Raw genomic sequence first — 26,868 nt, 5'->3', positions numbered from 1 at the left:
ATTATTCGAGGTGAAGGCATAACCGAATAATGATATTTAGACATCGACCTATACGTATTCGAGGATGGCTTGCGATGGACTGGACCCGCCGCCTGCGCCTGCAACACCTGCAACTGCTGGTCAGCCTGATGGAGACCGGCAACCTCAGCGGCACCGCCCGGGCCGCACACACCACCCAACCGGGCCTGTCGAAGTGGCTCAAGGAACTGGAGGAGGACGTCGGCGCGCCGCTGTTCGAGCGCCACGCCCGCGGCCTGCGCCCGACGCCCTACGGCATGACCCTGTTCAACCACGCCCAGCGCGTGCTCACCGAGATGGAGCGGGCGCGGCAGAACCTCGAGGCGATGCGCAGCGGCAGCGGCAGCCGGGTGCTCCTTGGCACGTCGCCGGCCTCCGCGCCGAGCCTGGTGCCGCGCGCATTGCGGGCGTTCCTCGGACGCTACCCCGGGGCCCAGGTGGAACTGCTCGAAGGCACCATGAACGGCCTTCTCGAACGGCTGGAGAAACGCCAGCTCGATGTGGTGGTGGGGCGCCTGGACAACTATGCGCCGCGCGCCAGCCTGCGCTGCGAGGTGCTCTACAGCGAGGCGATCGTGGTGATGGCGCGGCCCGGTCACCCGCTGGCCCAGGCCGCCGCGCTGGACTGGGAAGACGTGCGGCGCTACGACTGGATCGTCTGGCCGCCCGGCTCGCCGATCCGCAGCAAGCTCGACATGGCCCTGACCCAGGGCGGCCGGCAGCCGCCGGCCTACCGCCTGGAGTCATCGTCGATGCTGGCCAACATCGAATTGTTGCGTGGCAGCGACATGCTATCCATCGGCTCGGCGCGGGTGGTCGAGCACCTTGCCGGGCTCGGCCTGGTGGCCAGGCTGGCGCTGGAGATTCCCGGCGAGGGCGCGGTGGGCATGTGCTGGCGCGACGAACCGCACCGCGACCGTGCCAGCGAAGACCTGCTGGCCTGCCTGCGCGAAGGCGCGGCGGCCGAGTAGGGCACCGGCCGGCGGAGGCTATTGCAAAAAGGCCGCGGCTTCTCGACAATGCGATTCATTATCATTCATGTGTCGCCCCAACTTTCCCATGTCCGCCCCGATCCTTCTCAGCGCCCACCATCGCGCCATGCATGCGCTGTACAGCGAGCACCATGGCTGGTTGCAGAACTGGCTGCGCGGCAAGCTGGGCTGCGCGGCGGACGCCGCGGACCTGGCCCAGGACACCTTCCTGCGCATCCTGCTCAAGCGCGAACTGCGCGAGATCGGCATGCCGCGCGCGTTCCTGCGGACCATCGCCCGCGGCCTGGTGATCGACCACTGGCGTCGCGAGGAACTGCAGCGCGCCTACCTCGAAAGCATCGCCCACCTGCCTGAGGCACAGGCGCCGTCGCCCGAGGCGCGGGAACTGGTGCTGGAACTGCTGGAGGAGATCTCGCGGATGCTCGACGGGCTCAAGCCGAAGGTCCGCACCGCCTTCCTCCTGGCCCAGTGCGAAGACCTCAGCCACCGGCAGATCGCCGAACGCATGGGGGTTTCCCAGCGTAGCGTCGAGCGCTACGTGGCCGAGGCGCTGTACCACTGCTACCTGCTGCGCTACGGCGAATGAGCGGAGCCGTGGACGGGACGCGCGGTAGGGTCGACGAAGCGGTGGTCAGGCAGGCCATCCACTGGCTGGTCCGCCTGCGCTCGCAGCCGGGCGACGATCGCCTGCAGCGCGCTTGCGCGACCTGGCGCGCGGAGCACGGCGAGCACGAGCGGGCCTGGCAGCAGGTCAGCGCGCTCAACGAAGAACTGCACGGACGCTTCAAGGCGCTGCCCGGCGGGGTCGCCTACGGCACCCTGGACAGCAGCGCACAGCGCCTGCAGCGGCGCCAGGCGCTGAAACTGCTATCGCTGCTGGTGGCCGGCAGCGCCGTGGCCTGGGTCAGTCGCGACAGCCTGCCCTGGCAGCGCCTGAGCGCCGACTACAGCACCGCCACCGGCGAGCGGCGCAGTATCGAGCTGGTCGACGGCACCCGCCTGCAACTGAACACCGACAGCGCGGTCGACGTGCGCTACGACGCCGGCCAGCGCCTGATCTTCCTCGCCCGCGGCGAGATCTTCCTCGCCAGCGGCGCCGATACGCAATCGCCCACGCACAGGCCGCTGCGGGTACGTACCGCGCAAGGGCTGTTCGAGGCCCTCGGCACCCGTTTCAACGTACGCCTGCAAGATGCCGCCACCTGTCTCAGCGTCAGCGAGGGTTCGGTGCGCATCGATGCCTTCGGCGCGCGTCCGCTGCAGGCTCCGGTGGCCGAGGCGGGGCAGAGCTATCGGATCGCCGCCGACGGCGTGCGGCGCCTCGAACGGCCGCAGATGGACGCCGTGGCCTGGGCCGATGGCCTGATCGTCACCCGCGACATGCGCCTGGCCGACTTCCTCGCCGAGGTCGCCCGCTACCGCAACGGCTACCTCGGCTGCGCCGCGGAGGTCGCCGACCTGCGCCTGTCCGGGGTCTACCGCCTGGACGACACCGACAAGCTGTTGCAGGTGCTCGCGCGGACCCTGCCGGTGCGCCTGCAGCGGCATACCCGCTGGTGGGTGAGGGTGGTCGCCGCCTGAGTCGCGCCGGCGGCCGCGTGGACGCTTGCTTTCGCCCGGAGCGAAACGCACTGAAAATTATTTTCATTATTTTTGTCGGTTTTCCACGACTGGTCCGGCTTTACCGATTGAACACCCTTCAACGACTCCAACGGATCCCGTTCATGACCGCCACCGCCGTCGTCCTCCGCAATGCCCCGTCGTCCCTCGATTTCCCCCGCGCCTCGCGCCTGAGCCGTTCGGTGCGCGCGGCCCTGCTGTCGTTGGCCATGGCGGCCGGCGCGGCGCCGCTCTGCGCCTCGGCCGCCGAAGCGGCGGCGGAACAGGCACGGCCCTATGCGATCCCCGCCGGACAGTTGGGCGACGTGCTCAACCGCTTCGCCCGCGAAGCCGGCATCACCCTCTCGGCCACTCCGGCGCAGACCGGTGGCTACAGCTCCCAGGGGTTGCGCGGCAGTTTCACCGTGCAGCAGGGCCTGGCCCGGCTGCTCGCCGACACCCCGCTGGAAGCGGAAGACCAGGGCGACGGCAGCTTCGTCTTGCGCGAGGCGCCGGCAAAGGACGGCGACGTGCTGAACATGCAGGCGGTGGAGGTCTTCGCCCTCGGCAACAACCTGGGCAGCACCGATGGCTACCTGGCCACCCATAGCCAGATCGCCACCAAGACCAGCAAGCCGCTGCTGGAAACCAGCCAGACCGTCTCGGTGATCACCCGCGAGCAGATCGACGACACCGCCTCCAAGACCGTACAGCAGGCGATGCGCTATACCCCCGGCATCTTCACCGGCCAGGTCGGCGCCTCCAACCGCTACGACTACGTGGTGATGCGCGGCTTCGCCGACAACAGCGTGGACAACATCTACCTCGACGGCCTCAAGGCCATGGGCGACAGCGGTACCTTCAGCTCGATGCAGGTCGACCCGTACTTCCTCGAACGCATCGATGTGCTCAAGGGCCCGTCCTCGGTGCTCTACGGCCGTAGCCTGCCGGGCGGCCTGGTGGCGCTGACCAGCAAGAAGCCGTTGTACGAGGACTACCGCCAGATCACCGGCAGCATCGGCAACATGGGCCAGAAGGAGATGGGCTTCGACTTCAGCGGGCCGCTCGACGAGGAGAAGCGCATCGCCTACCGCCTGGTCGGTCTCGGCAAGGGCTCGGACACCCAGTTCGATCACGTCAAGGAGGAGCGCTACGCCATCGCCCCGACCCTGGCCATCGACTTCAGCGATGACACCACCCTGACCCTGCAAGGCTACCTGCAACACGATCCCAACGGGGGCTACCACGGCGGCGTACCGGCCGACGGCACCCTGTCGCACCACAACGGCCGGCACATCTCCCGCGAGTTCTTCGATGGCGAGCCGAGCAAGGACGACTTCGACCGCACCCAGCGGATGTTCGGCTACCAACTGGAGCACCGCATCGACGACGTCTGGTCGGCGCGGCAGAACTTCCGCTACCTGGACTCCGACGTCGACCTGTCGCAGGTCTACGCCTACGGCTGGAGCGCCAGCGAGCCGAACAAGCTGAACCGCTACTTCAGCGGCGCCCGCGAGCACCTGCAGGCGTATATCGTCGACAACATGCTGCAGGCCGAATTCGCCACCGGCGCGGCGCGCCACACCCTGCTCACCGGCCTCGACTATCAGCGCCGGCGCACCGTGGTCGACTGGCGTTCCGGCTCGGCCTCGGCGCTGGACGCGTTCAACCCGATCTACGGCGACGACGCCATCAGCTATTTCCCGGACGACAACCACACCCGCCGCCTGGAGCAGACCGGCGTCTACCTCCAGGACCTGATCGACGTCGACCAGTGGCGCTTCTCGCTCGGCCTGCGCCAGGACTGGGTCAGCGTCACCGACAAGAACCGCAGCACCGGCAGCAAGGCCGACGACGACTGGGAGAAATTCACCGGGCGGATCGGCGCGCTGTACCTGTTCGACAACGGCCTGGCGCCCTACGTCAGCTACTCCGAGTCGTTCAACCCGAACGCCTACTCCGACGCCTCCGGCACGCCCCTGGCGCCCACCGAGGGCAAGCAGTGGGAACTCGGCCTGAAGTTCCAGGCGCCGGGCAGCAACAGCTTCTACACCGCCTCGCTGTTCCATATCACCCAGGAAAACGTCGCCTCCAAGGAACCCCAGGACAACTTCTACACCTCGGTCGGCGAAGTGCGCTCCCAGGGGCTCGAACTGGAGGCCCATACCCAGCTCAGCGACAACCTGAAGCTGCTCGGCAGCTACACCTACACCGACATCACCTACACCAAGTCGCTGGACGGCAACCAGGGCCATACGCCGAACCAGGCGCCCAAGCACATGGCTTCGCTGTGGGCCGACTATGCCTTCGACGCCGGCCCGCTCAGCGGTCTGAGCATCGGCGGCGGCGCGCGCTACGTCGGCGAGACCTGGGCGGACAAGGAAAACACCTTGCGGGTGCCGGACTACACCCTGGTCGACGCGCGGATCGGCTACGACCTCGGCAAGCTCGGCCTGAAAGGCCTGGACGTCAGCCTCAATGCCAACAACCTGCTGGACAAGGACTACGTGGCGTCCTGCTACAGCCTGGACTTCTGCTACTTCGGCGAGAAGCGCAACGTCACCGCGACGGTGAACTACCAGTTCTGACCGTCCACCCGGGCCCCGGCGCCAGCGCCGCGGTACCGGCCAAGCAGCCCGGCGCGCAACGTACGCGCCGGGCACTCGCCGGCGTCGCCGGCCGTACCCTGGTTACCTGGAGCCCCCATGCGCCCCGTCCTGGTCCTGCTGCACCGCTATGTCGGTCTGGCTACCGCGCTGTTCCTTTTCCTCGCCGGTCTCACCGGCAGTCTGCTGGCCTTCCATCATGAAATCGACGAATGGCTGAACCCCGGCTTCTACGCCGTGGGCGAGGGCGGCGAGCGCCTTTCTCCGGGCAGCCTGGTGCAACGCGTCGAGTCACGCTATCCGCGACAACTGGTGTGGTACATGGAGTATCCCGAGGCGGGCGGGCATCCGGCGTTGCTCGCCACCGTGCCGCGCGAGGCCGGCGCCAAGGTCGAGCACGACGTGTTCTACCTCGACCCGGTCAGCGGCGAGGAAGTCGGCAAGCGCCTCTGGGCGGCCTGCTGCTTCCAGCCGGCGAACCTGGTTCCCTGGGTCCTGGAGTTCCACCACAACCTGACCTTGCCGGGGAACTGGGGCCTGTACCTGATGGGCGGGGTGGCGATGTTCTGGTTCCTCGACTGCTTCGTCGGAGCCTGGCTGACCCTGCCGCGCGGCCGGCCGTTCTGGAGCAAGTGGGCGACCGCCTGGAAGATCAAGCGCGGCAACGCCTACCGCTTCAACTTCGACCTGCATCGCGCCGGCGGCCTCTGGCTCTGGCTGCTGCTGGCACCGGTGGCGCTGAGCAGCGTCGCCCTGAACCTGCCGAGCCAGGTGTTCAAGCCGCTGGTATCGCTGTTCTCGCCGATCGAACCGAGCGTCTACGAGGCGCGCGGGCGGCTGCCCAGGGAGCAACTGGGGGAGACCCGCCTGGACTACGACCGCACCTTCCAGTTGGCCAGCGTCGAAGCGGCGCGGCTGGGCATCGCCGAGCCGATCGGCGAGCTGTACTACAGCTTCGAATACAACTTCTTCGGCGCCGGCTTCGGCGACCACGACGACCCCATGGGCAAGTCCTGGCTGTTCTTCCACGGCAGCGACGGCCGCCTGCTCGGCCAGGAAGTCGCCGGGCAGGGCAGTTGGGGAGAGCGTTTCTACCGCTTGCAGTACCCGATCCACGGCGGGCGCATCGCCGGCCTGCCGGGACGCATCGCCATCGCCGCCCTCGGCCTGGCCATCGCCGGGCTGTCGCTGACCGGTGTCTACATCTGGTGGCGCAAGCGCCGGGCGCGCCACTGGAACGGCCGCTAGACGGCTGTTAGTCTGGCTGCCTCCCACACCACCAGAGGATGGACGAATGAACGCAAGGATCGCCGCATTGGGACTGCTCCTGCCCCTGGCCGCCGGCAGCGCCGTGGCCACGGAGGAGGGCAGCTCGGTCAAGGATGCGGCCAAGGCCGCGGTGTCCTCGGCCATCGAGACCGGCAAGAACCTCCTCGGCGGGGTCAGCGAGGGCATCACCAGCGGCCGCCAGTCGGCCCAGGGCGCTGATGGCGCCAAGGTGGTCTCCGACAACGCCGGCTTCGCCGAGATCGGCCAGGTCGAAGTGCTCAAGACCGAGCCGCGCGACCAGCAACTGGCCGTCACCCTCGGCTTCAAGAACGACGGCGACGCCACCGTGCGCCTGATCAACCTGACCCAGACCGGCGCGCTGCTGGTGATCGACAACGATGGCTACTCCAACGCCCTGGTCGCCCTCGCCAACCCCGACGACGTCACCGTCCCGGCCAAGGCCGGCATCCGCCAGACCTTCGTCTTCGAAGGCGGCGCGGAAGGGATCAAGGCGGTGCGCCTGTGGGGCAAGGACCTGCCGGTGAAGTGAATTCGAGTCTGCGTCAAAGCAGCCCCGCCTTGGCGGGGCTTCTTTCTGCCGGGCCACGAGCGCAAATAATCAGCTCACCAGAACCCGGCCGAGCACTGCCTGGAGACCGATAGGTCCTTCCCATTACGAAAATGACGACCTCGCATCGATCCTGAAACGTCCGTACAGCCAGGACGACGCAATGAAGGCAAAGTGCCATTCCCTCCTGTCCCTGTTTGGATTAGCATTCCTACTTTTGGACTAATCCCCCCTCAACACGCCCATGTCGTTTAGCTATGCGGTGGATATTGAAGGGAACTCGCAGGACATCGGATGTTGCGTTCTAGCTATCGAGCGGTTGTCGCTGGCTTGGTTTTACTGCCGCTGCTTGCCAGCGCCGCCCCCTTCACCTCCCCCGGCGACCGCGACCTGATCCGCGACCGCCAGCAGCGCCTGCTGGACGAACAGCGCAAGCGCCTGGAGGAACTCCAGCAACTGCCCGGCAAGGGAGCGCCCGCCGCTGCGGATGCCTCCGGCGACGACGAGCGCTGCTTCGAGATCCGCCGCATCGAGCTGGAGGGCGCCGGGCACCTCGGCGAAAGCGCGCGTCGCCAACTGCTGGCGCCCTACCAGGGGCGCTGCCTGGGCGTCGGCCAGCTCAATGCGTTGCTCAAGGCCGTCACCGACCATTACCTGGATCGCGGCTACGTCACCACCCGCGCCTACCTGCCACAGCAGGACCTGGCCTCCGGGACCCTGCGCATCATCGTCGTCGAAGGCCGCCTGGAGGGCCTGGACAGCTCCGCGCTGGCCAGCCCGCGCGAACTGGCGATGAGCTTTCCGGGCAGGACCGGCGAGCTGCTCGACCTGCGCGAACTGGAGCAACTGGTCGACCAGTTGAGTCGCCTGCCGTCGCGCCAGGCGCAACTGGAGCTGGTGCCCGGCAGCGAGGTCGGCGGCAGTCGGGTGCGTCTCAAGGGCGAGCGCGACAAGCCCTGGCGGGTCTCCGCCACGCGCAACAACGACGGCGACGTCAGCACCGGCGAGCAGCAGATGGGCCTGGGTCTGGACTGGGACAGCCCGCTGGGCCTGGCCGACCAGCTCAACCTGCGCGCCAACCGCGACGCGGTGACCGACCGCTGGCGCCATTCCGACAGCCAGAGCCTGTTCTACACCCTCCCCTGGGGCTGGTGGACCTTCACCTACGGCTACAGCCAGAGCGACTACCGCACGCGCAACGAGGCCAGCGGCTTCCCCTTCAAGCTCGATGGCGACAGCCGCAGCCACCAGTTCCGCGCCGAACGCGTGCTGCACCGAGACGGCGTGAGCAAGACCGCCATGAGCCTGGGGCTCAGCCACCAGCGCACCAACAACTATGTCGAAGACACCCGCCTGGAAGACCAGAGCACGCGGATCACCGAGACCCAGCTCGGCTTCAACCACGGTCGGCGGATCGGCAGCGGTTTCGTCAACCTCGACCTCGGCTGGCAGCAGGGCATCGGCGCCCTTGGCGCGCAGGGTCGCGGCCACCCGCACGCGGGCGATCCGAATGCGCGCTACGACAAGTACAGCCTGACCCTCAGCTACCTGCAGCCGTTCCAGCTATGGGGCGAGCGCTTCAGCTTCGACAGCCTGGCCACCGGGCAGAGGAGCGAGGACGTGCTGTTCAGCCCGCAGCGCATCAGCCTCGGCGGCAACAGCTCGGTGCGCGGCTTCAAGGACCAGACCCTGACCGGCGACAGCGGCGGCTACTGGCGCAACCAGTTGCGCTGGCGGCGCGCGGTGGAATGGGCGCCGCTGCGGCCCTGGCTGCAGGAATACGGCGTGGCCTTCGCCTACGACGTCGGCGTGATCCGCCACGACCGCTACAACGACGGCGCCAGCGGGCGCATGAGCGGCAACGCCATCGAACTGGATGCCCGCGGCCGCTATTTCGCCGCCAGCGTCGGCTTCGCCCGCTCGCTGGAGCGGCCCAGCGCCATCGAGCGGCGCGAGCACCCGATCTATTTCCGGGTCGACGCGTTCTTCTGAAGACGCGGCGACCTCCTGAACGCTTTAGGAAAGCGCCTACCTGCATCGAGGCCCTTTCCTTGGAAAACCTTGCTTAACCTCGCCGGGCCCCCACCCGCCAAGGAGTAACGATATGGACATCCGCAGCCCGCTGAACCAGTGCATCGCCCTGTCCCTGGCCGGCATCCTGTTCCTCAACCCGATCGTCGCCGCGGCGGCGGGGCTGGCGCTGGACAAGGCCGCCGGCGGCAACACCGGCCTGGGCCAGGCGGGCAACGGCGTGCCCATCGTCAATATCGCCACGCCCAACGGCGCCGGGCTGTCGAACAACCATTTCCGCGACTACAACGTCGGCGCCAACGGGCTGATCCTCAACAACGCTACCGGCAAGACCCAGGGTACCCAGCTCGGCGGGATCATCCTCGGCAACCCCAACCTCAAGGGCCAGGCGGCGCAGGTGATCCTCAACCAGGTCACCGGCGGCAACCGCAGCACCCTGGCCGGCTACACCGAGGTGGCCGGGCAGTCGGCGCGGGTGATCGTCGCCAACCCGCACGGCATCACCTGCCAGGGCTGCGGCTTCATCAACACGCCGCGCGCGACCCTCACCACCGGCAAGCCGATCATGGACGGCCAGCGCCTGGAGCGCTTCCAGGTGGACGGCGGCGACATCGTCGTCGAAGGCGCCGAACTGAACGTCGGCAACCTCGAACAGTTCGACCTGATCACCCGCAGCGCCAAGCTCAACGCCAAGCTCTACGCGAAGAACCTCAACATCGTCACCGGCCGCAACGACGTCCAGGCCGACAGCCTGCAGGCCACGCCGCGCGCCGCCGATGGCAGCGAGAAGCCACAGCTGGCGATCGACAGCTCGGCGCTGGGCGGGATGTACGCCGGGGCGATCCGCCTGGTCGGCACCGAGCAGGGCGTGGGGGTGAAGCTGGCCGGCGACATGGCCGCCAGCGGCGGCGACATCCGCATCGACGCCAGCGGCAAGCTGAGCCTGGCCCAGGCCTCCAGCCAGGGCGACCTGAAGATCGCGGCCCAGGCCGTGGAGCTGAACGGCAAGACCTACGCCGGTGGCAGCGCCGAGATTCGCAGCGCGGAGGAACTGGTCAACCGGCAGAGCCTGGCGGCGCGCGAACGCATCGCGCTGGAGGCGGCGCATATCGACAACGCCGGGGTGATCGAAGCCGGCGTCGAGCCAGACGAGCGGCGCAACGCGCGCGGCGACCTCGAGCTGCGCAGCGGCACCCTGCGCAACGCCGGCAGCCTGGTGGCCAGCCGCGCGCTGGAAGCGAAGGCGAGCCAGGCGCTGGACAACCAGGGCGGCAGCCTGAAGGGGGCGACCGTCCGGGTCGACGCCGGGCACCTGGACAACCGTGGCGGCAAGCTGCTCGCCGAGGGCGAACTGCGGGTCGAGGCGAGCAGCCTGGACAACCGCCAGGACGGCCTGTTGCAGAGCCGGGACCGCGCCGTGGTCAAGACCCGTGGCGATCTCGACAACCGTGGCGGCCAGGTCGTCGGTCTGAACGAGCTGCAGGTCCAGGCTGCCGCACTGGACAATCGCAGTGCCGGTCTCCTTTCCAGCAAGGGAGACATGGACATCGAGGTCGCTCGTCTGGACAACAGTGCGGGCGGCAAGCTGGTCAGCGAGCGCCGTACGCTCTTGAAGGCGGATCGGCTCGATAATCGCAGCGGTCGCATTGTCGCCGGCCAGGATCTCGACTTGAGCTCTCGGTTGATCGACAACCGAGCGGGCGATATCTCCAGCACGTCGAGGGTGGTGGCGAGCGCTCGCGAACAGTTGGACAACCGCGGTGGCAAGATCGTTGGTGACAGTGGCCTGGACATCACAACGCCACGCATGCTCAACCAGGACAAGGGGGTACTCGCCAGCCGCGATGGGCTGCGCCTGAGCGCTACGGAGTTGTTCAACGGCGGGGGAGGCCTGCTGTCCAGCCAGAAGGGTATCGACGTCTCCCTGGCCGGTGCGTTCGATAACCAGTCCGGCAGCCTGGACAGCCGGGGCTTCCTGACGGTGAAGTCAGCCTGGCTCGACAACCAGGGCGGTACGCTATCCAGCGCAGGGGCATTGGCAGTGACCAGCCAGGGCGCCCTGAACAATCAGGGCGGCAGACTGGCGAGCGACGCCGGACTTAGCTTGAGCAGCGCCAGCCTCGACAACAGCCAGGCCGGTGCGATCAGTGGCAAGGGGGCCGTGGAGATTCGTACCGGCAACCTGAACAACAGCCGGAAAGCCAGTATCGGCAGCGATGCGGGACTCACCCTGGTCGCCGCTCGGGTAGACAACAGCCAGGCGGGCCGGATCGCCGCCAAGGGTGTGATCGATGCGGATCTCCAAGGGCTGGACCAGCATGACAGGGGCAACCTGGTCAGCGATACCGGCATCACGCTCGATCTGAACAAGGGAAGCCTGGTCAATCGCGCTCAAGGCCTGATCGCCACGCCTGGCACTTTGCTCCTGCGCCAACTCGGCGTGGTGGACAACAGCGGTGGGGAAATCTCCAGCGACCGCGCGTTCACTCTTGCCAGCTCCGCGTTGAACAACCAGGGGGGACGCCTGCTCAGCGGCGGAGCCCTGACCTTGCGTATCGCGCAGGCCCTGGACAACAGCCTCGAGGGGATTGTCTCCGGTGCTGGAGGTCTGGATATCCAGGCATTCGTCCTGGACAACCGTAGTGGCTCCATCGGCAGCAAGGGCGCCATCGATATCGGTGTGACCCGCCTGGAAAACGACGCTGGCACACTGATCGCTGAACGCGGCCTGAAGCTGGTAGCCGATGAGGCGAACAGTTCCAAGGGGCGTATCGCCGCCAATGGTAGCCTGCATGCCAAGGTTGGCACGCTGAGCCAGAAGGGAGGAGAACTGACCAGTCAGGACTCGCTGACTCTCGACCTGGGCATCCTAAACAATAACGCTGGCCGTATCGCTGGCAACCAGGGCGTGGACATCACGGCCCGGCAGGTGGACAACAGCGTCGGCGAGATTGCCAGCCAGGGCGTGGTGGCGCTGAACCTCACTGAGCAGCTGGACAACCGTGGCGGCAAGATCGTCGGTGACAGTGGTCTGGGCATCACCGCGCCGCACGTGCTCAACCAGGACAAGGGGGTACTCGCCAGCCGCGATGGGCTGCGCCTGAGTGCTACGGAGTTGTTCAACGGCGCGGGGGGCCTGCTGTCCAGCCAGAAGGGTATCGACGTCTCCCTGGCCGGTGCGTTCGATAACCAAGCCGGCGGCCTGGACAGCCGGGGCTTCCTGACGGTGAAGTCAGTCCGGCTCGACAACCAGGGCGGTACGCTATCCAGCGCAGGGGCATTGGCAGTGACCAGCCAGGGCGCCCTGAACAATCAGGGCGGCAGACTGGCGAGCGACGCCGGACTTAGCTTGAGCAGCGCCAGCCTCGACAACAGCCAGGCCGGTGTGATCAGTGGCAAGGGGGCCGTGGAGATTCGTACCGGCAACCTGAACAACAGCCGGAAAGCCAGTATCGGCAGCGATGCGGGACTCACCCTGGTCGCCGCTCGGGTAGACAACAGCCAGGCGGGCCGGATCGCTGCCAAGGGTGCGATCGATGCGGCTCTCCAAGGGTTGGACCAGCATGACAGGGGCAATCTGGTCAGCGATACCGGCATTACGCTCGATCTGAACAAGGGAAGCCTGGTCAATCGCGCTCAAGGCCTGATCGCCACGCCTGGCATCTTGCTCCTGCGCCAACTCGGCGTGGTGGACAACAGCGGTGGGGAAATCTCCAGCGACCGCGCGTTCACTCTTGCCACCTCCGCGTTGAACAACCAGGGGGGACGCCTGCTCAGCGGCGGAGCCCTGACCTTGCGTATCGCGCAGGCCCTGGACAACAGCCTCGAGGGGATTGTCTCCGGCGCCGGAGGTCTGGATATCCAGGCATTCGTCCTGGACAACCGTAGTGGCTCCATCGGCAGCAAGGGCGCCATCGATATCGGTGTGACCCGCCTGGAAAACGACGCTGGCACACTGATCGCTGAACGCGGCCTGAAGCTGGTAGCCGATGAGGCGAACAGTTCCAAGGGGCGTATCGCCGCCAATGGTAGCCTGCATGCCAAGGTTGGCACGCTGAGCCAGAAGGGAGGAGAACTGACCAGTCAGGACTCGCTGACTCTCGACCTGGGCATCCTAAACAATAACGCTGGCCGTATCGCTGGCAACCAGGGCGTGGACATCACGGCCCGGCAGGTGGACAACAGCGTCGGCGAGATTGCCAGCCAGGGCGTGGTGGCGCTGAACCTCACTGAGCAGCTGGACAACCGTGGCGGCAAGATCGTCGGTGACAGTGGTCTGGGCATCACCGCGCCACGCGTGCTCAACCAGGACAAGGGAGTACTCGCCAGCCGCGATGGGCTGCGCCTGAGTGGTACCGAATTGTTCAATGGCAATGCCGGACTGCTCAGCAGTCAGAGACATATAGAGGTCACTCTGGACGGCGTGCTGGACAATCAGGGCAAGGGCGCGCTGCTCAGCGACGGTACCCTGACGGTGAGCGCCGGGCGCATACACAACCAGGACGCCACTCTGTCCAGCGCCGGTGCGCTGAGACTGAGCAGCCAGGAGGCGGTGGACAACCGTGGCGGCAAGTTGGTGACGGACTCCAGCCTGCGCCTGACCAGCGCCAGCCTGGACAACAGCCGATCAGGGATCATCAGTGCCAACGCTGCGGCGGAGATCCATACCGGGGTTCTGAACAACAGCCAGAAAGGCAATCTTGGCAGTAATGACGGGCTCGGCCTGATTGCTACTGAGGTGGATAACAGCCAGGAAGGTCGGATCACTGCCAAAGGCATGATCGACGCAAATATCAAGGGACTCGATCAGCAGGGCAAAGGGCGGCTGGTCAGTAATGCCGGCATCATACTCGACCTGAACGAGGGAACCCTGGCCAATGGCGCTCAGGGCCTGATCGCCACGCCTGGAACCTTGCTCCTGCGCCAACTCGGCATGGTGGACAACAGCGGCGGGGAAATTTCCAGCGACCGAGCCTTCACACTCACCACCTCCGCGCTGACCAACCAGGGTGGCCGCCTGCGCAGCGGCGGTGTACTGACGTTGCGCATCGCCCAGGCTCTGGACAACAGCCTCGAAGGTGTTCTCTCCGGCACCGGAGGCCTGGATATCCGGGCGCTTGCCCTGGACAACCGCAGTGGCTCCATCGGCAGCAAGGGCGCCGTCGATATCGACGTGTCCCGTTTGGAAAACGATGACGGCGACCTGCTTAGCGAAGGTCGTCTGAAACTGACTGCCGAGCGAGCGAACAGTGTCAGGGGACGGATCGCGGCCAGGGGTGACCTGCACGCCAGCGTGACAGCCTTTAACCAGGCGGGTGGCGAATTGAGCAGCGAGGGTGCGCTGATGCTCGAGGCCGATAGCCTCGACAACCGCAGCGGCGGTCTGGTCAGTGCTGATGGCAACCTGACCGTTTCCGCCCGGAGGATCGACAACCGTGCGGGCGAAATCGCCAGCCCGGGCCAGGTGACACTGGATGTCGCCGAGCAGTTGGACAACCGAGGCGGCAAGGCCATCGGCGATAGCGGACTTCGCCTCGCCGCGCCACGGGTACTCAACCAGGACGGCGGGGTACTCGCCAGTCGTGATGGGCTGCGCCTGAATGGCGCCGAACTGTTCAATGGCAACGGCGGCCTGCTCAGCAGCCAGCAAAGCATCGACGTCATTCTGGACGGCGTATTGGGCAATCAGGCGGGCAGCTTGAGCAGCCAGGGACGCCTGAGCGTGAAGAGCGGTCGGCTGGACAACCAGGGCGGTGCAGTCTCCAGCGCCGGGACCTTGTCGCTTTCCAGCCAGGGTGCGTTGAACAACCAGGGGGGCAGGGTGGTCACCGACGCCGGTGCCGTCCTGCGCAGCGCCAGCCTCGACAACAGCCAGGGCGGCATCGTCAGCGCCAAGGGGGCCGCGGAGATCCGTACTGGCAGCCTCAACAATAGCCAGAAGGGCGGCATAGGCAGCGGTGCCGGGCTCGCGCTGGTCGCGGATCTGGTGGACAACAGCCAGAACGGCCGGATCACTGCCAAGGGTGCGATCGATGCCAACCTGAAGGGGCTGGATCAGCAGGGCAGCGGCAGGCTGGTCAGCGATACGGCCATCGCGCTCGATCTGCGCGGGGGAGAACTGGTCAACCGTGCTCAGGGCCTGATCGCCACGCCTGGAGCCTTGCTGCTGCGGCAACTGGGTGTCGTGGACAACAGTGGCGGTGGCGAGATCTCCAGCGATCGAAGCTTTACCCTCGCCGCGACCGCGCTGAGCAACCGGGGTGGCCGCGTGATCAGCGGCGACTCCCTGACCCTGCGCATCGCCCAGGCACTGGACAACAGCCTCCAAGGCGTTCTTTCCGCAAGCGGAGGGCTAGATGTCGCTGCACTCGTCTTCGACAACCATAGCGGCATCGTTGGTAGCAAGGGCGATACACGCATCGGGGTGAACCGCCTGGAGAACGAGGCAGGCCGCGTGGTCAGCGAAGGCGCCCTGGATCTGACCGCCAAGCAGGTGAGCAGCGCCAAGGGGCGCATTGCCGCGAAGGGCGATCTGCAGGTCACGGTTGGCACCCTGGAGCAGCAGGGTGGAGAACTGGCCAGTCAGGGAACGCTGACTCTCGACGCCGATAGCCTGGATAACCGCAATGGCGGCCTGGTGAGCGCCGATGGCGGGGTCACCGCCGAGGCACGCCAGATCGATAACCGCGGTGGGGAAATATCCAGCGTGGCCAAGGTGGCTCTGGCTGTCCGGGAACAACTGGACAACCGGGGGGGCAAGGTGATCGGCGACAGTGAGCTGAGCCTAACCGTGCAGCGCCTGCTGAACCAGGCCAAGGGTGTGCTCGCCAGTCGCGATGGATTGCACCTGGACGGCGCGGAACTGCTCAATGGCGATGGCGGCCTGCTCAGCAGCCAACGCCTGGTGGATGTAACGCTCAGTGGTGCATTGGACAACCAGGGGAGCGGTGCACTGGTCAGCGAAGGGTCGCTGACAGTGAAGGCCGACCAGGTCAATAACCAGGCGGGGACTTTCTCCAGTGCGGGTAGCCTGCTCGTTACCAGCCGGGGCGAGTTGAACAACCAGGGTGGCAGGTTGGTGACCGATGCTGGAGCCACCCTGAACAGCACTGGCTTCGACAACAGCCGTGCGGGCCTGGTCAGTGCGAAAGGGGCTGTGGCCATTCGTACCGGAGCCCTGAACAACAGTCAGAAGGGATCCATTGGCGGCAATACGGGCGTCACTCTGGTCGCCGGGTTGGTCGACAACGGCCGGGAAGGACGGATCAGCACCAAGGGTACGCTCGACGCCAACCTGAAAGGGTTGCTTCAGCAGGGGGGAGGCTCGCTGGTCGGCGAGCGCGGTGTCACCCTCGACCTCAACGGTGGCACCCTGGACAACCACGACCTCGGTCTGGTTTCAACGCCTGGCGCGCTCCTGCTGCGCCAACTCGGCATGGTGGACAACAGCGTCGGCGGAGAGATATCCAGCGACCGTGCTTTTACCCTCGCCGCCAACACACTGAACAATCAGGGCGGGCGGCTGATCAGCAGCGAAGCTTTGACCCTGCGCATCGCCAAGACACTGGACAACAGTCTCAAGGGGCAGGTCCTGGCGACCGACGGACTGGCCATCGAGTCTCAGGTCTTGGACAACCGTGCGGGAACCATCGGCAGCAAGGGTGATGCCCGTATCAGCGTAACCAGCCTGGACAACGCCGAACAAGGCAGCCTGGTGAGTGAAGGCCGCCTGGAGCTTGTAGCCGACCAGGTGAGCAACGGCAACCAAGGCCGTATCGCCGCCAGAGGCGTGCTGGAGGCGGCGGTCGGTACGCTGCTCCAGCAAGGCGGCGAACTGGTCAGCCAGGGGAGCCTGGACCTTCGCGCCGACACGCTCGACAACAGCCAGTCCGGGCTGATCGCCGCGAATGGCGGCATCGCTATCGAAGCGCGGCAGGTCGACAACCGCGCCGGCGAGATTTCCAGCACCTCGAAGGTCGCCGTGAACGCCCGCGAGCAACTGGACAACCGCGGCGGCAAGGTCATCGGCGACAGTGGACTGCGCCTCACCGTGCAGCGCCTGCTGAACCAGGCCAAGGGGGTGCTGGCCGGGCGCGACGGCCTGAGCCTGGACGGCGGCGAACTGTTCAACGGCGACGGCGGTCGGCTCGACAGCCAGAACGGCCTGAGCGTGAGCCTCGGCGGCGTGCTGGACAACCAGGGCGGCGCGCTGGTCAGCGAAGGCAGCCTGACGGCGCGCGCCGCGCGCCTGGACAACCGTGGCGGAACCTTCTCCAGCGCCGGTGCGCTGGCGCTGACCAGCCAGGCCGCGCTGGACAACCAGGGCGGCAGGCTGCTCAGCGATGCCGGCGTGACGCTGAAGGGCGCCAGCCTCGACAACAGCCGTTCCGGCGTGATCAGCGCCAAGGGTGCGGTGGATATCCGCACCGGCGCGCTGGACAACAGCCGCAACGGCGGCATCGGCAGCAACGCCGGCATCACCCTGGTGGCCGCCCGGCTGGACAACGGCCAGCAGGGCCGGGTCAGTGCCCAGGGCCTGCTCGACGCCAACCTGAAAGGCCTCGACCAGCGCGGAGGCGGCGTTCTGGTCAGCGAAACCGGCGTCACCCTCGACCTCAATGGCGGCACGCTGGTCAACCGCGATGGCGGCCTGATCGCCACGCCCGGCGCGCTGCTGCTGCGCCAGCTCGGCGCGGTGGACAACGGCGCCGGCGGGGAAATCTCCAGCGACCGCGCCTTCACCCTCGCCGCCGCCAGCCTGGACAACCGCGGCGGGCGCCTGATCGGCGCCGACAGCCTGACCCTGCGCATCGCCCAGGCTCTGGACAACAGCCTGGCCGGGGTGATCTCCGGCGCCGCCGGCCTGGACATCGCGGCCGCTCGCCTGGACAACAGCGCCAAGGGCACCCTGGCCAGCCGCGCCGGCATCGACCTGCGCGTCGACGGCGCGCTGGACAACCACGCCGAAGGCACCGTCTCCGGCGCCCGCCTGACGCTCGCCAGCGCCTCGCTGGACAACAGCGGCAAGGGCCTGCTCTCCGGCAACGCCGGCCTGAGCGTCGTCACTGGCGCGCTGGACAACGCCGAGGGTGGCCAACTGATCAGCCAGGGCGTGCTGGACGTCAGCAGCGCCGACCTCGACAACCGTGGCGGCGCCCTCAGTGGCAAGCAGTCGCTGCGCCTGAGCGCCGCCAACCTGGACAACCATGGCGGCCTGCTCACCAGCGACGGCGAACTGGAACTGACGGCAGGGCGCGTCGATTCCGCCGACGGCGGCGAAATCTCCGCCCGGGGCGACCTGCGCCTGACGGTCGAGCGCCTGGTGCAACGCCAGGGCCGGCTGATCGGCGAGCGCGGCGTCAGTCTCGACCTGCGAGGCGGCGACCTGGACAACCAGGGCGGCCTGATCAGTGCCCGCGGCCCGCTGAGCATCGAGCGGCTGAACGTCCTCGACAACCGCCAGGGCGGCGAGATTTCCAGCCAGCAGGGCTTCGAGCTGCTGGCCAGGCGCATCGACAACGGCCAGCAGGGGCGCATCATCAGCGCCGGGAAACTGCGCCTGGACGCCGACGCGCTGGGCAACGCCGGCGCCGGCCTGCTCTCCGGATGGCAGGGCCTGACGGTGACAGGCGGGAGCCTGGACAACAGCGCCGGCGGCACCCTTTCGAGCAAGGACGGCGAGCTGGCCATCAGCCTCGGCGGCGCGTTGGACAACCACGGCCAGGGCGCGCTGGTCAGCAAGGGCGCGCAACGGATCGACGCCGCCAGCCTGGATAACGCCCAGGGCATCGTCTCCGGCGAAAGCGACGTGACCCTGAGCATCGCCGGGAAGCTGGACAACGGCCAGGGCGGCCTGGTCTCGGCGCAGCGCGCGCTGAGCTTCGAGCGCGACGATACGCTGCTGAACAACGCCGGCGGCCGGATCAACGGCGGCAGCCTGCTGCTCAAGGGCGCCAGCCTGGATAACAGCGACGGCCAGTTGATCAGCCAGGGCCGGCTCGACGCCATCCTCGGCGGCGCCCTGGTCAACACCGGCGCGGCGCGCCTGGCCAGCGGCGGCGACCTGCTGCTGCGCAGCGCCAGCGTCGACAACCGCGGCGGCAAGCTGGTCAGCCAGGGGCTGCTGGAGATCAGCGCCGGCAGCCTCGACAACAGCGCCTCCGGCACCCTCGCCAGCCAGGCCGACATGAGCCTGCGCCTGGTCGGCGGCGCCCTGCGCAACCAGCAGGACGGCCTGATCTTCAGCCAGGCCGGCGCCCTCGAGGTGCAGGCCGGCAGCCTGGACAACCGCCAGGGCACGCTCCAGGCCCAGGGTGACAACCGGCTGCGTATCGGCGGCGCGCTGGACAACCAGGGCGGCCGCCTGGACAGCCGGGCCGGCAACCTCGACCTGCAGAGCGGCAGCCTCGACAACGGCGCCGGCGGCGTGCTCAACAGCGCCAAGGGTTGGCTGAAGCTGGTCACCGGGCTGTTCGACAACAGCGCCGGCGTCACCCAGGCGCAGTCGCTGGAGATTCGCGCCGGGCAAGGCGTGCGCAACCAGCAGGGCCATCTCTCGGCGCTGGGCGGCGACAACCGCATCGTCACCGCCGACTTCGACAACCAGGGCGGCGGCCTCTACGCCAGCGGCCTGCTCAGTCTCGACGGCCAGCGCTTCCTCAACCAGGGCGCGGCGGCGGGCCAGGGCGGCAAGGTCGGCGCCGGGCGCATCGACTTCAGCCTGGCCGGCGCGCTGGCCAACCGCTTCGGCCAGTTGGAAAGCGAAAGCGAGCTGCACCTGCGCGCCGCCGCGATCGACAACAGCGGCGGCAGCCTGCGCGCCCTCGGCCGCAGCGGCAGCACGCGGCTGGTCGCTGGCGGCCTGAACAACGCCTACGGCGTGCTGGAAAGCGCCAACCAGGACCTCGACCTGCAACTGGGCAGCCTGGCCAACGCCGGCGGGCGCATCCTCCACACCGGCAATGGCACCTTCGGCCTGGATTCCGCGCAGGTGATCCGCGCCGGCGGGGAACTGACCACCAATGGCCTGCTGGACATCCGCGCCAGCGAATGGACCAACAGCAGCGTGCTGCAAGCCGGACGCCTGAACCTGGACATCGGCACCTTCCGCCAGACGGCCGAGGGCAAGCTGCTGGCGGTGCAGTCCTTCACTGGCCGCGGCGGCGATTGGAGCAACGACGGCCTGCTGGCCAGCGACGGCAGCTTCCGCCTCGACCTGAGCGGCGGCTACCGTGGCAACGGCCGCGCCACCAGCCTCGGCGACTTCGCCCTGAACGCCGCCAGCCTCGACCTCGGCAACGCCGCCAGCCTCGCCGGCGGCGCCAATGTCACGCTCGGCGCCGGCAACCTGCTGGTCAACCGTGGGCGGATCACCGCCGCCGGCGACCTCGTGGCCAGCGCCGCGAGCCTGAACAACTACGGCACCCTGGGTGGCGGCGGCAGCCTGCGATTGAACGTGCCCGCCCTGCTCAACGAGCGCGGGTTGCTGTTCAGTGGCGCCGACATGACCCTGCGCGCCGGCGACATCACCAACCTCTACGGGGATGTGTACAGCCTCGGCAGGCTGGATATCGCCCGCGACGATGCCGGCAACCGTGCCGCCAGCCTGGAAAATATCTCGGCGAATATAGAAAGCTCTGGAGATACCAGGATTTCTGCCAGCAATATCGTAAATAAGAAAGAATTTTTTGAGGTGTCATCTGAGCTTGTTTCCAGTGCAATCGGGATGCGGAGAACGTCGCCTGGTAACGGCCACATGGTCTTGCTGGAGAATTACGAGTCGAGTCTGAAAGCTGATGCTCCATCCGCAAGTATTTCTGCAGGAGGGAGTCTCTATGTGCTGGGCTCAGATTTTCTCAATTCGGCATCCTATGTAACGGCTTCGAAAGACATCGATGTGCGTGTAGACAGATTTACCAATCAGGGCGCTACATTAGGAAAGTACTCGGTAAGGAGATCCTTCGAACACCCTTGGCTGCGCGAAGACAAAAGTATTCTGAGTTTTTGGCGCTCGGTAATGGAATATAATGCTTCGAATGATTCGCAATATCTTCCTTCCAGAAGAGGCGGGGCTCCAAATACCGTCAGTGGTGGATCCATACATTATTGGGATGAGAACTGGAATGAGTCGATTGCCTATACTGGTTGGAAAATGGGAGGGACGGCTAACCGAGAAACCCATGTGTTGATTGGTTGGCAAGATTACTGGACCTTTATTACACCTAGTAATTTTTATGGAATATTTCCTGAGGCGAAATACACAGAAGGTGTAAGGGTGCCACTTCCTGATGCAATAAGGAATGTCAATTACTTTGATGTTCTTACTGTTTCGGATGGTGCACAGAAAGGTGTGGCTGATGCCGTTGTGCAGGCGGCGGGAAAGGTCAGTATCACGGCTAGCCAAGAAATAAATAATAGCGTCGTTCGAGAAGGACTGCCGGTATCGTCCGAGCTAGGGATAGCCTTGAATACACAAGTGTCGGCTAATACCTCATCTACTATTGTCAACTTGAACAGTCAACTGCCACCAGACTTGGCAAGGCAACAGATCACTCCTCTCACCCTACCGGGCTTCAGCCTGCCTCAAGGCCAGAATGGGCTCTTCCGCCTGGCGTCCCAAGGAGCCCAGGTGAACCAGGCAAGTGGTGCTCTGAAATCCGCCAGCGATCTCACCCAGAGCGGCCATGGCGTATCTGTATCCGCACAGGCAGGCAGTGACGCAAGTGGCTGGAGTACCCAGGCGCGTCGTGTCGGCGATGATCGGGTCACCTCGCTTGCCGGTTCCGCCTATCAGGGCCGGGTAGCTGAGGCTATCGATGCGCTACGGGCTTCTGCGCCAATCTCGGGCGACGGGGGAAACACTGGCCGTTTCCAGGCCGGTGAGCACCAGGCGACCACGGGACTGGGTGGACTCGTCGAGGGCAATGCATCGGGTCACAGCGGCAATGGCGTCATCCTCGCCGATCTGCGCGGTGGTCTACCCTCGTTCTCAAGCCTTCCCGCGGCTGATCGTATTCAAAGCACAGTGCCCGGTCACGATGGGAATGGAACTATTCTCGCCAATTGGCAGGGTGCGCAGGCGACGGTCCAGGCCTCGCCTTCGACAGTGCGTGTAGAGGGGGTAGTCTCCAGTCCAGGTGGCAATGGCAGCATCCTTGCCGATCTGCCGGCTGAGCAGTCGTCGGTGCAGGCACTGCCTTCGGCCGTTAGGGCTCAGGGCAGCCTACCTCGCCTCGAAGAGCGGAGCGCCGTTCTTGCCGAGCCTCCGGTTGGGCAGCCAGCGTTGCAAACCCTGCCGTCGGTTGCGCGCGTTGAGGGCGTGCCCAGCAATGCCACACCGAGCAACAGCCACAAGTATCTGATCGAGACCAACCCGGCGCTCACCGAGCTGAAGCAGTTCCTCAACTCGGACTACCTGCTCGGTGGCCTGGGTATCAATCCGGATGACAGCAAGAAGCGCCTGGGCGACGGTCTATACGAGCAGCGCCTGGTACGCGAAGCGATCGTCCAGCGTACGGGGCAGCGCTTCATCGCCGGATTGAACAGCGACGAAGCGATGTTCCGCTATCTGATGGACAACGCCATCGCCAGCAAGGACGTATTGGGACTGACCCCTGGCGTCACCCTCAGCGCCGCCCAGGTGGCCGCGCTGACCCACGACATCGTTTGGCTGGAAGAAGTCGAGGTGAATGGCGAGAAGGTCCTCGCCCCCGTGGTCTACCTGGCCCAGGCCGAGGGGCGGTTGGGCCCGAACGGCGCGCTGATCCAGGGGCGCGACGTGAACCTGATCACCGGCGGGGACCTGAGGAACGCCGGTACCCTGCGCGCGCAGAACGACCTCAGCGCGACAGCCGGCAACATCGACAACAGCGGCCTGATCGAGGCCGGCAACCGCCTCGACCTGCTGGCCAGCGGCTCCATCCGCAATGACCAGGGCGGCATCATTGCCGGGCGCGAGGTAAGCCTCTCCGCCCTTACCGGAGACGTCATCAATGAACGGACGGTGACCCAGCACCAGTCCTCCTACAGGGGAACCGGTACCACTGAGGCATTTGCCGATAGCGCCGCGCGTATCGAGGCTGCGCAGAAGCTGACCGTTTCGGCAGGACGCGATGTAGCCAATATTGGCGGTGTCATCGACAGCAAGGGCGACCTCGCCTTGCAAGGCGGCAGGGATGTCCTGGTTTCGGCTGCGGTAGCGGAGCGGGGCTGGACGGCAGGAAGCCAGGCATACCAGACCCAGACGACCCAGATGGGCGCCGAGGTCGTGGCGGGGCGCGATATCAGCGTCAGCGCCGGACGCGATATCAGCGTCGCGGGCAGCCACATCGACGCTCGTCGCGACGTGACATTCGAGGCGGGTCGCGATGTGGGCCTGGTCGCGGCTGCCAACGAAGAGCATGCCTATGGCAAGACCAAGAAGGTCACTTTCCAGGACGACAAGATCACCCAGCAGGCCACTCGCGTGGACGCTGGCGGCGATCTGGCGATCAATGCCGGACAGGACCTGCGGCTGGTCGCGAGCCAGGCCAGCGCCGGCGACGAAGCCTACCTGGTGGCCGGCGACAAGCTGGAGCTGCTGGCCGCCAACGACAGCAGTTACTACCTCTACGACAAGAAGAGCAAAGGCAGCTTCGGTAGCAAGAAGACCCGGCGCGACGAAATCACCGATGTGACGGCAGTGGGCAGCCAAATATCCAGCGGCGGCGACCTCACCCTGCTCAGTGGCGGCGACCAGACTTACCAGGGCGCGAAGCTGGAATCGGGCAACGACCTGGCCATCGTCAGCGGCGGCGCGGTGACCTTCGACGCGGTGAAGGACCTGCACCAGGAGAGCCACGAGAAGAGCAAGGGCGACCTGGCGTGGCAGTCGTCGAAGGGCAAGGGCCAGACCGACGAAACCGTACGCCAGAGCCAGCTCGTCGCCCAGGGCAACCTGGCGATCAAGGCCGTGGAAGGGCTGAAGATCGACCTCAAGCACATCGACCAGAAGACCGTGAGCCAGACCATCGACGCGATGGTGCAGGCGGATCCGCAACTGGCCTGGTTGAAGCAGATGGAGCAGCGCGGCGATGTGGATTGGCGGCGCGTGCAGGAACTGCATGACAGCTGGAAGTACAGCAACTCCGGGCTGGGCGTCGGCGCGCAGTTGGCGATAGCGATTGTCGTGACTTACTTCACGGCGGGTGCGGCGAGTGCGGCATTGGGATCGATGGCGGGTGTGGGGGCGGGCTCAGGAAGCATGATGGCTGCTGCCGGTAGCACTGCAATGGTCCAGGCCGGTACAGCAGTAGGAACAGCTGCCGCCGGCTGGGCGAATGCCGCTGGAACTGCCGTGGCTATGGGCATGGCCAGCAATGGAGCGATCAGCACCATCAACAACCGGGGAAACCTGGGGGATGTCGTCAAGGACGTGACCTCCAGCGATGCGCTGAGGGGCTATGTAGTCGCTGGCACGACTGCGGGGCTGACTGCCGGCGTCTACGACAAATGGACCTCGACCCAGACCGGCACCTCGACCGCTCTACCGAACACCGGGGCCGTGGCGCCCGCCGCAGGGTTGGGCACCTGGCAAGGTGTGGGCCAGTTCACCTCGAACCAGTTGCTGCAGAATGGCACTTCGGTGCTGTTGGACCGAGCGCTGGGCGGCAAGGGCAGCCTGGGCGATGCGTTGCAAAACAGCCTGGCAAATGCCTTCGCGGCCTACGGCTTCAAGCTGATTGGCGACACCACCCATGGCGTACTGGACGACGGCAGCCTCGGCAAGATCGGCTTGCACGCCCTAATGGGAGGTCTGGCCGCCGAAGCGGTCGGTGGCGATTTCCGTACCGGAGCCCTGGCTGCGGGAGTCAACGAGGCGCTGGTGGATAGCCTCGCCAAGCAATACGCCAGCCTGCCCATCGATGACAAGAAGGGCCTGCTGATCATGAGTTCGCAGTTGATCGGCGTGCTGGCGGCTTCGACGCAGGGCGATGCGGACGCCAAGAGCTTGCAGACAGGAGCCTGGGTGGCGGGGAATGCCACCCAACACAACTACCTCAGTCATTGGCAGGAGGAGAAGAAGCGGCAGGAGGTCGATGGCTGCAAGGACAAACAGCTCTGCAAAACCGGAATAGAAGCCAAATGGGCAATTATTTCGGCCCAGCAGGATGTCGGTATCGTCGTAGGTGTTGGAGGAGGCATCGGTCTTTCGACAGCTGAAACCGCAGTGGGTGTTTATGAGCTGGTCAAGAACTGGAGGGAAACCTACGCAGCTCTGGAGCAGTTGGCCACTTCGCCAGAGTTCCGGCAGCAGTTTGGCGATAACTACCTCAAGGGGCTGGAGGAGCGCGCCGCATTCTTGACCCAGGCTTACGAGGATGCCGGTTGGCAAGGTTCGGTCACAGCTGGTGTCGAGGGCGGTAGGTTCGCTGCGGAACTTGTTGGCGTTCTGACGGCAGTGAAAGGTGGCGCGCAGATAACCGCCAAGCTGCCAACAGCAGCCAAGAACCTGGTCAACGCGATTGCGGAGTCACCTGTTTCCGGTAGTATGAGTTCGCAGCTCGGGGCAGTGGGGGACTTGGGTCGGCTGGGTGGGGGTGCAAAAGGAACTACTCCCACTGTAACTGCCGAAGGGCGTATTGGTAACTCTGTATTTACCGACGTTAACCAAACTGCCAGGCCTGCCGCTCAAGCGAATCCCAATCAGCCGACTTTGATTGCGGACCGAGTGGATGCAAAGATTGCGGCTAATGGAAAACCTCACCCGAATGGAAATATGGCGGATGCTCATGCCGAAATTGGAGTTATTCAGCAAGCATATAATGCAGGGAAAACCACTGGTGCAGATATGGCCTTGAAGGTTGAAGGTAAAGCTGTTTGCAGCTATTGCCGTGGTGATATCGCGGCAGCGGCAGAAAAGGCTGGTTTGAACTCTCTACAGATAAACGAAGTGACTACAGGAAAAACTCTATATTGGAAGCCTGGTATGCGGTCTTTGAGGGAGCTTGAATGATGGCTGCTTTCTCGCTGTCTTGGGTTTTTGGCGTGGGTGCTCAAGCTAAGGGGGGAAGGAATAGATTTCCCTCTTGGGATGATGTCCTCTCTTGTCTAGAGCTAATCAGAGAAGGTAAAGGTTCGGTCGCTCTTGAACTTATTTCCAAGACGGCTGTGGGGCCGCAGTCGCTACAAGTACAGTCTGAAGGCGGAAAGTATGTCGTCTCTTTGGGGGAAGACGATGGGGTGGACTATATTGTTCGATCTTATAGAAATTTAAAGCTGCAAGGCATACCCTTCGAAGTGTTGGGGGATGTTTGGGATGGCGTCTTGATATGCGATGAATTTTCTATACTGAAAAATATATTTGAAGAATTCTTCCTAACAGGTGACGTCAGTAAGGAGCTTCTCAATTAAGATTTTTTCTTAATAAAAACTCCAGCCAAGACCATAAAATGTGATAGCTATGACTTGATCTGACATTATTGTTGCTCGAAGAGAGCGAAAGACCATAAAGGGGACAGATTTATTTTCCCTACTCTAATTCTCTGAGCAGAGAGGCTCCAGTGCAGACACCGTAAGGAGGCTCCGCGATGCCCTAGGTAAGGACGATTGGTTTAGCGAGTTATTCGCTTTGAGTGGTTTGGCGTGGGCGGTTGCTGAAATTATAGTAGTAAAAATAAATCTGTCCCCTTTTTCCTTGTCCCCTTTTTCCTTAGAGTCGGTTGAAATAACCGGTGCGAAGGTTTCCAATAAAATCACAGATGCTCGTTTCCCCGAATAAAGGGGACCGAATAAAGGGGACAGATTT

The 26,868-nt window shown here is 65.3% G+C and carries 9 protein-coding genes; all 9 read left to right on the top strand.

Annotated features, from left to right (window positions below; translation table 11 throughout):
• The first annotated feature begins 74 nt into the window (after positions 1–74).
• Positions 75–989 carry a LysR family transcriptional regulator gene (locus FOC67_RS12895; RefSeq protein WP_003089777.1) on the top strand — a complete coding sequence of 305 codons (915 nt, stop codon included), beginning with the start codon at positions 75–77 and terminating at the stop codon, positions 987–989.
• Between the two features lie 88 nt (positions 990–1,077).
• Positions 1,078–1,596: a sigma-70 family RNA polymerase sigma factor gene (locus FOC67_RS12890; RefSeq protein ID WP_003089775.1), complete on the top strand. Its 519-nt coding sequence runs from the start codon at positions 1,078–1,080 to the stop codon at positions 1,594–1,596.
• A gap of 8 nt (positions 1,597–1,604) precedes the next feature.
• Complete coding sequence (gene foxR, locus FOC67_RS12885) at positions 1,605–2,591, top strand: anti-sigma factor FoxR (protein ID WP_031627584.1); 987 nt, start codon at positions 1,605–1,607, stop codon at positions 2,589–2,591.
• 143 nt (positions 2,592–2,734) lie between these two features.
• Positions 2,735–5,197 (top strand): ferrioxamine receptor FoxA, encoded by a 2,463-nt coding sequence (gene foxA / locus FOC67_RS12880; RefSeq protein ID WP_009314178.1) that lies wholly within the window; start codon positions 2,735–2,737, stop codon positions 5,195–5,197.
• Positions 5,198–5,314: 117 nt separating this feature from the next.
• Complete coding sequence (locus FOC67_RS12875) at positions 5,315–6,463, top strand: PepSY domain-containing protein (RefSeq protein WP_003089766.1); 1,149 nt, start codon at positions 5,315–5,317, stop codon at positions 6,461–6,463.
• Between the two features lie 46 nt (positions 6,464–6,509).
• The gene (locus FOC67_RS12870) at positions 6,510–7,034 is read left to right on the top strand and encodes a hypothetical protein (RefSeq protein ID WP_003139145.1); all 525 of its coding nucleotides are present in this window, start codon (positions 6,510–6,512) and stop codon (positions 7,032–7,034) included.
• A 312-nt stretch (positions 7,035–7,346) separates the two neighbouring features.
• On the top strand, positions 7,347–9,044 hold the full coding sequence (gene tpsB1, locus FOC67_RS12865) for a two-partner secretion system transporter TpsB1 (protein WP_023128838.1): 1,698 nt from the start codon (positions 7,347–7,349) through the stop codon (positions 9,042–9,044).
• Positions 9,045–9,156: 112 nt separating this feature from the next.
• Positions 9,157–26,076 (top strand): two-partner secretion system exoprotein TpsA1, encoded by a 16,920-nt coding sequence (gene tpsA1, locus FOC67_RS12860; RefSeq protein WP_174707740.1) that lies wholly within the window; start codon positions 9,157–9,159, stop codon positions 26,074–26,076.
• Complete coding sequence (locus FOC67_RS12855; protein ID WP_134279783.1) at positions 26,073–26,474, top strand: hypothetical protein; 402 nt, start codon at positions 26,073–26,075, stop codon at positions 26,472–26,474. The genes tpsA1 and FOC67_RS12855 overlap by 4 nt, the downstream gene beginning before the upstream one ends.
• Positions 26,475–26,868: the final 394 nt, after the last annotated feature.

Origin of the sequence: Pseudomonas sp. FDAARGOS_761, from assembly GCF_013343155.1 — a bacterium.
Classification (GTDB): domain Bacteria; phylum Pseudomonadota; class Gammaproteobacteria; order Pseudomonadales; family Pseudomonadaceae; genus Pseudomonas; species Pseudomonas aeruginosa.
This window is presented reverse-complemented; position numbering and strand designations above follow the sequence as displayed.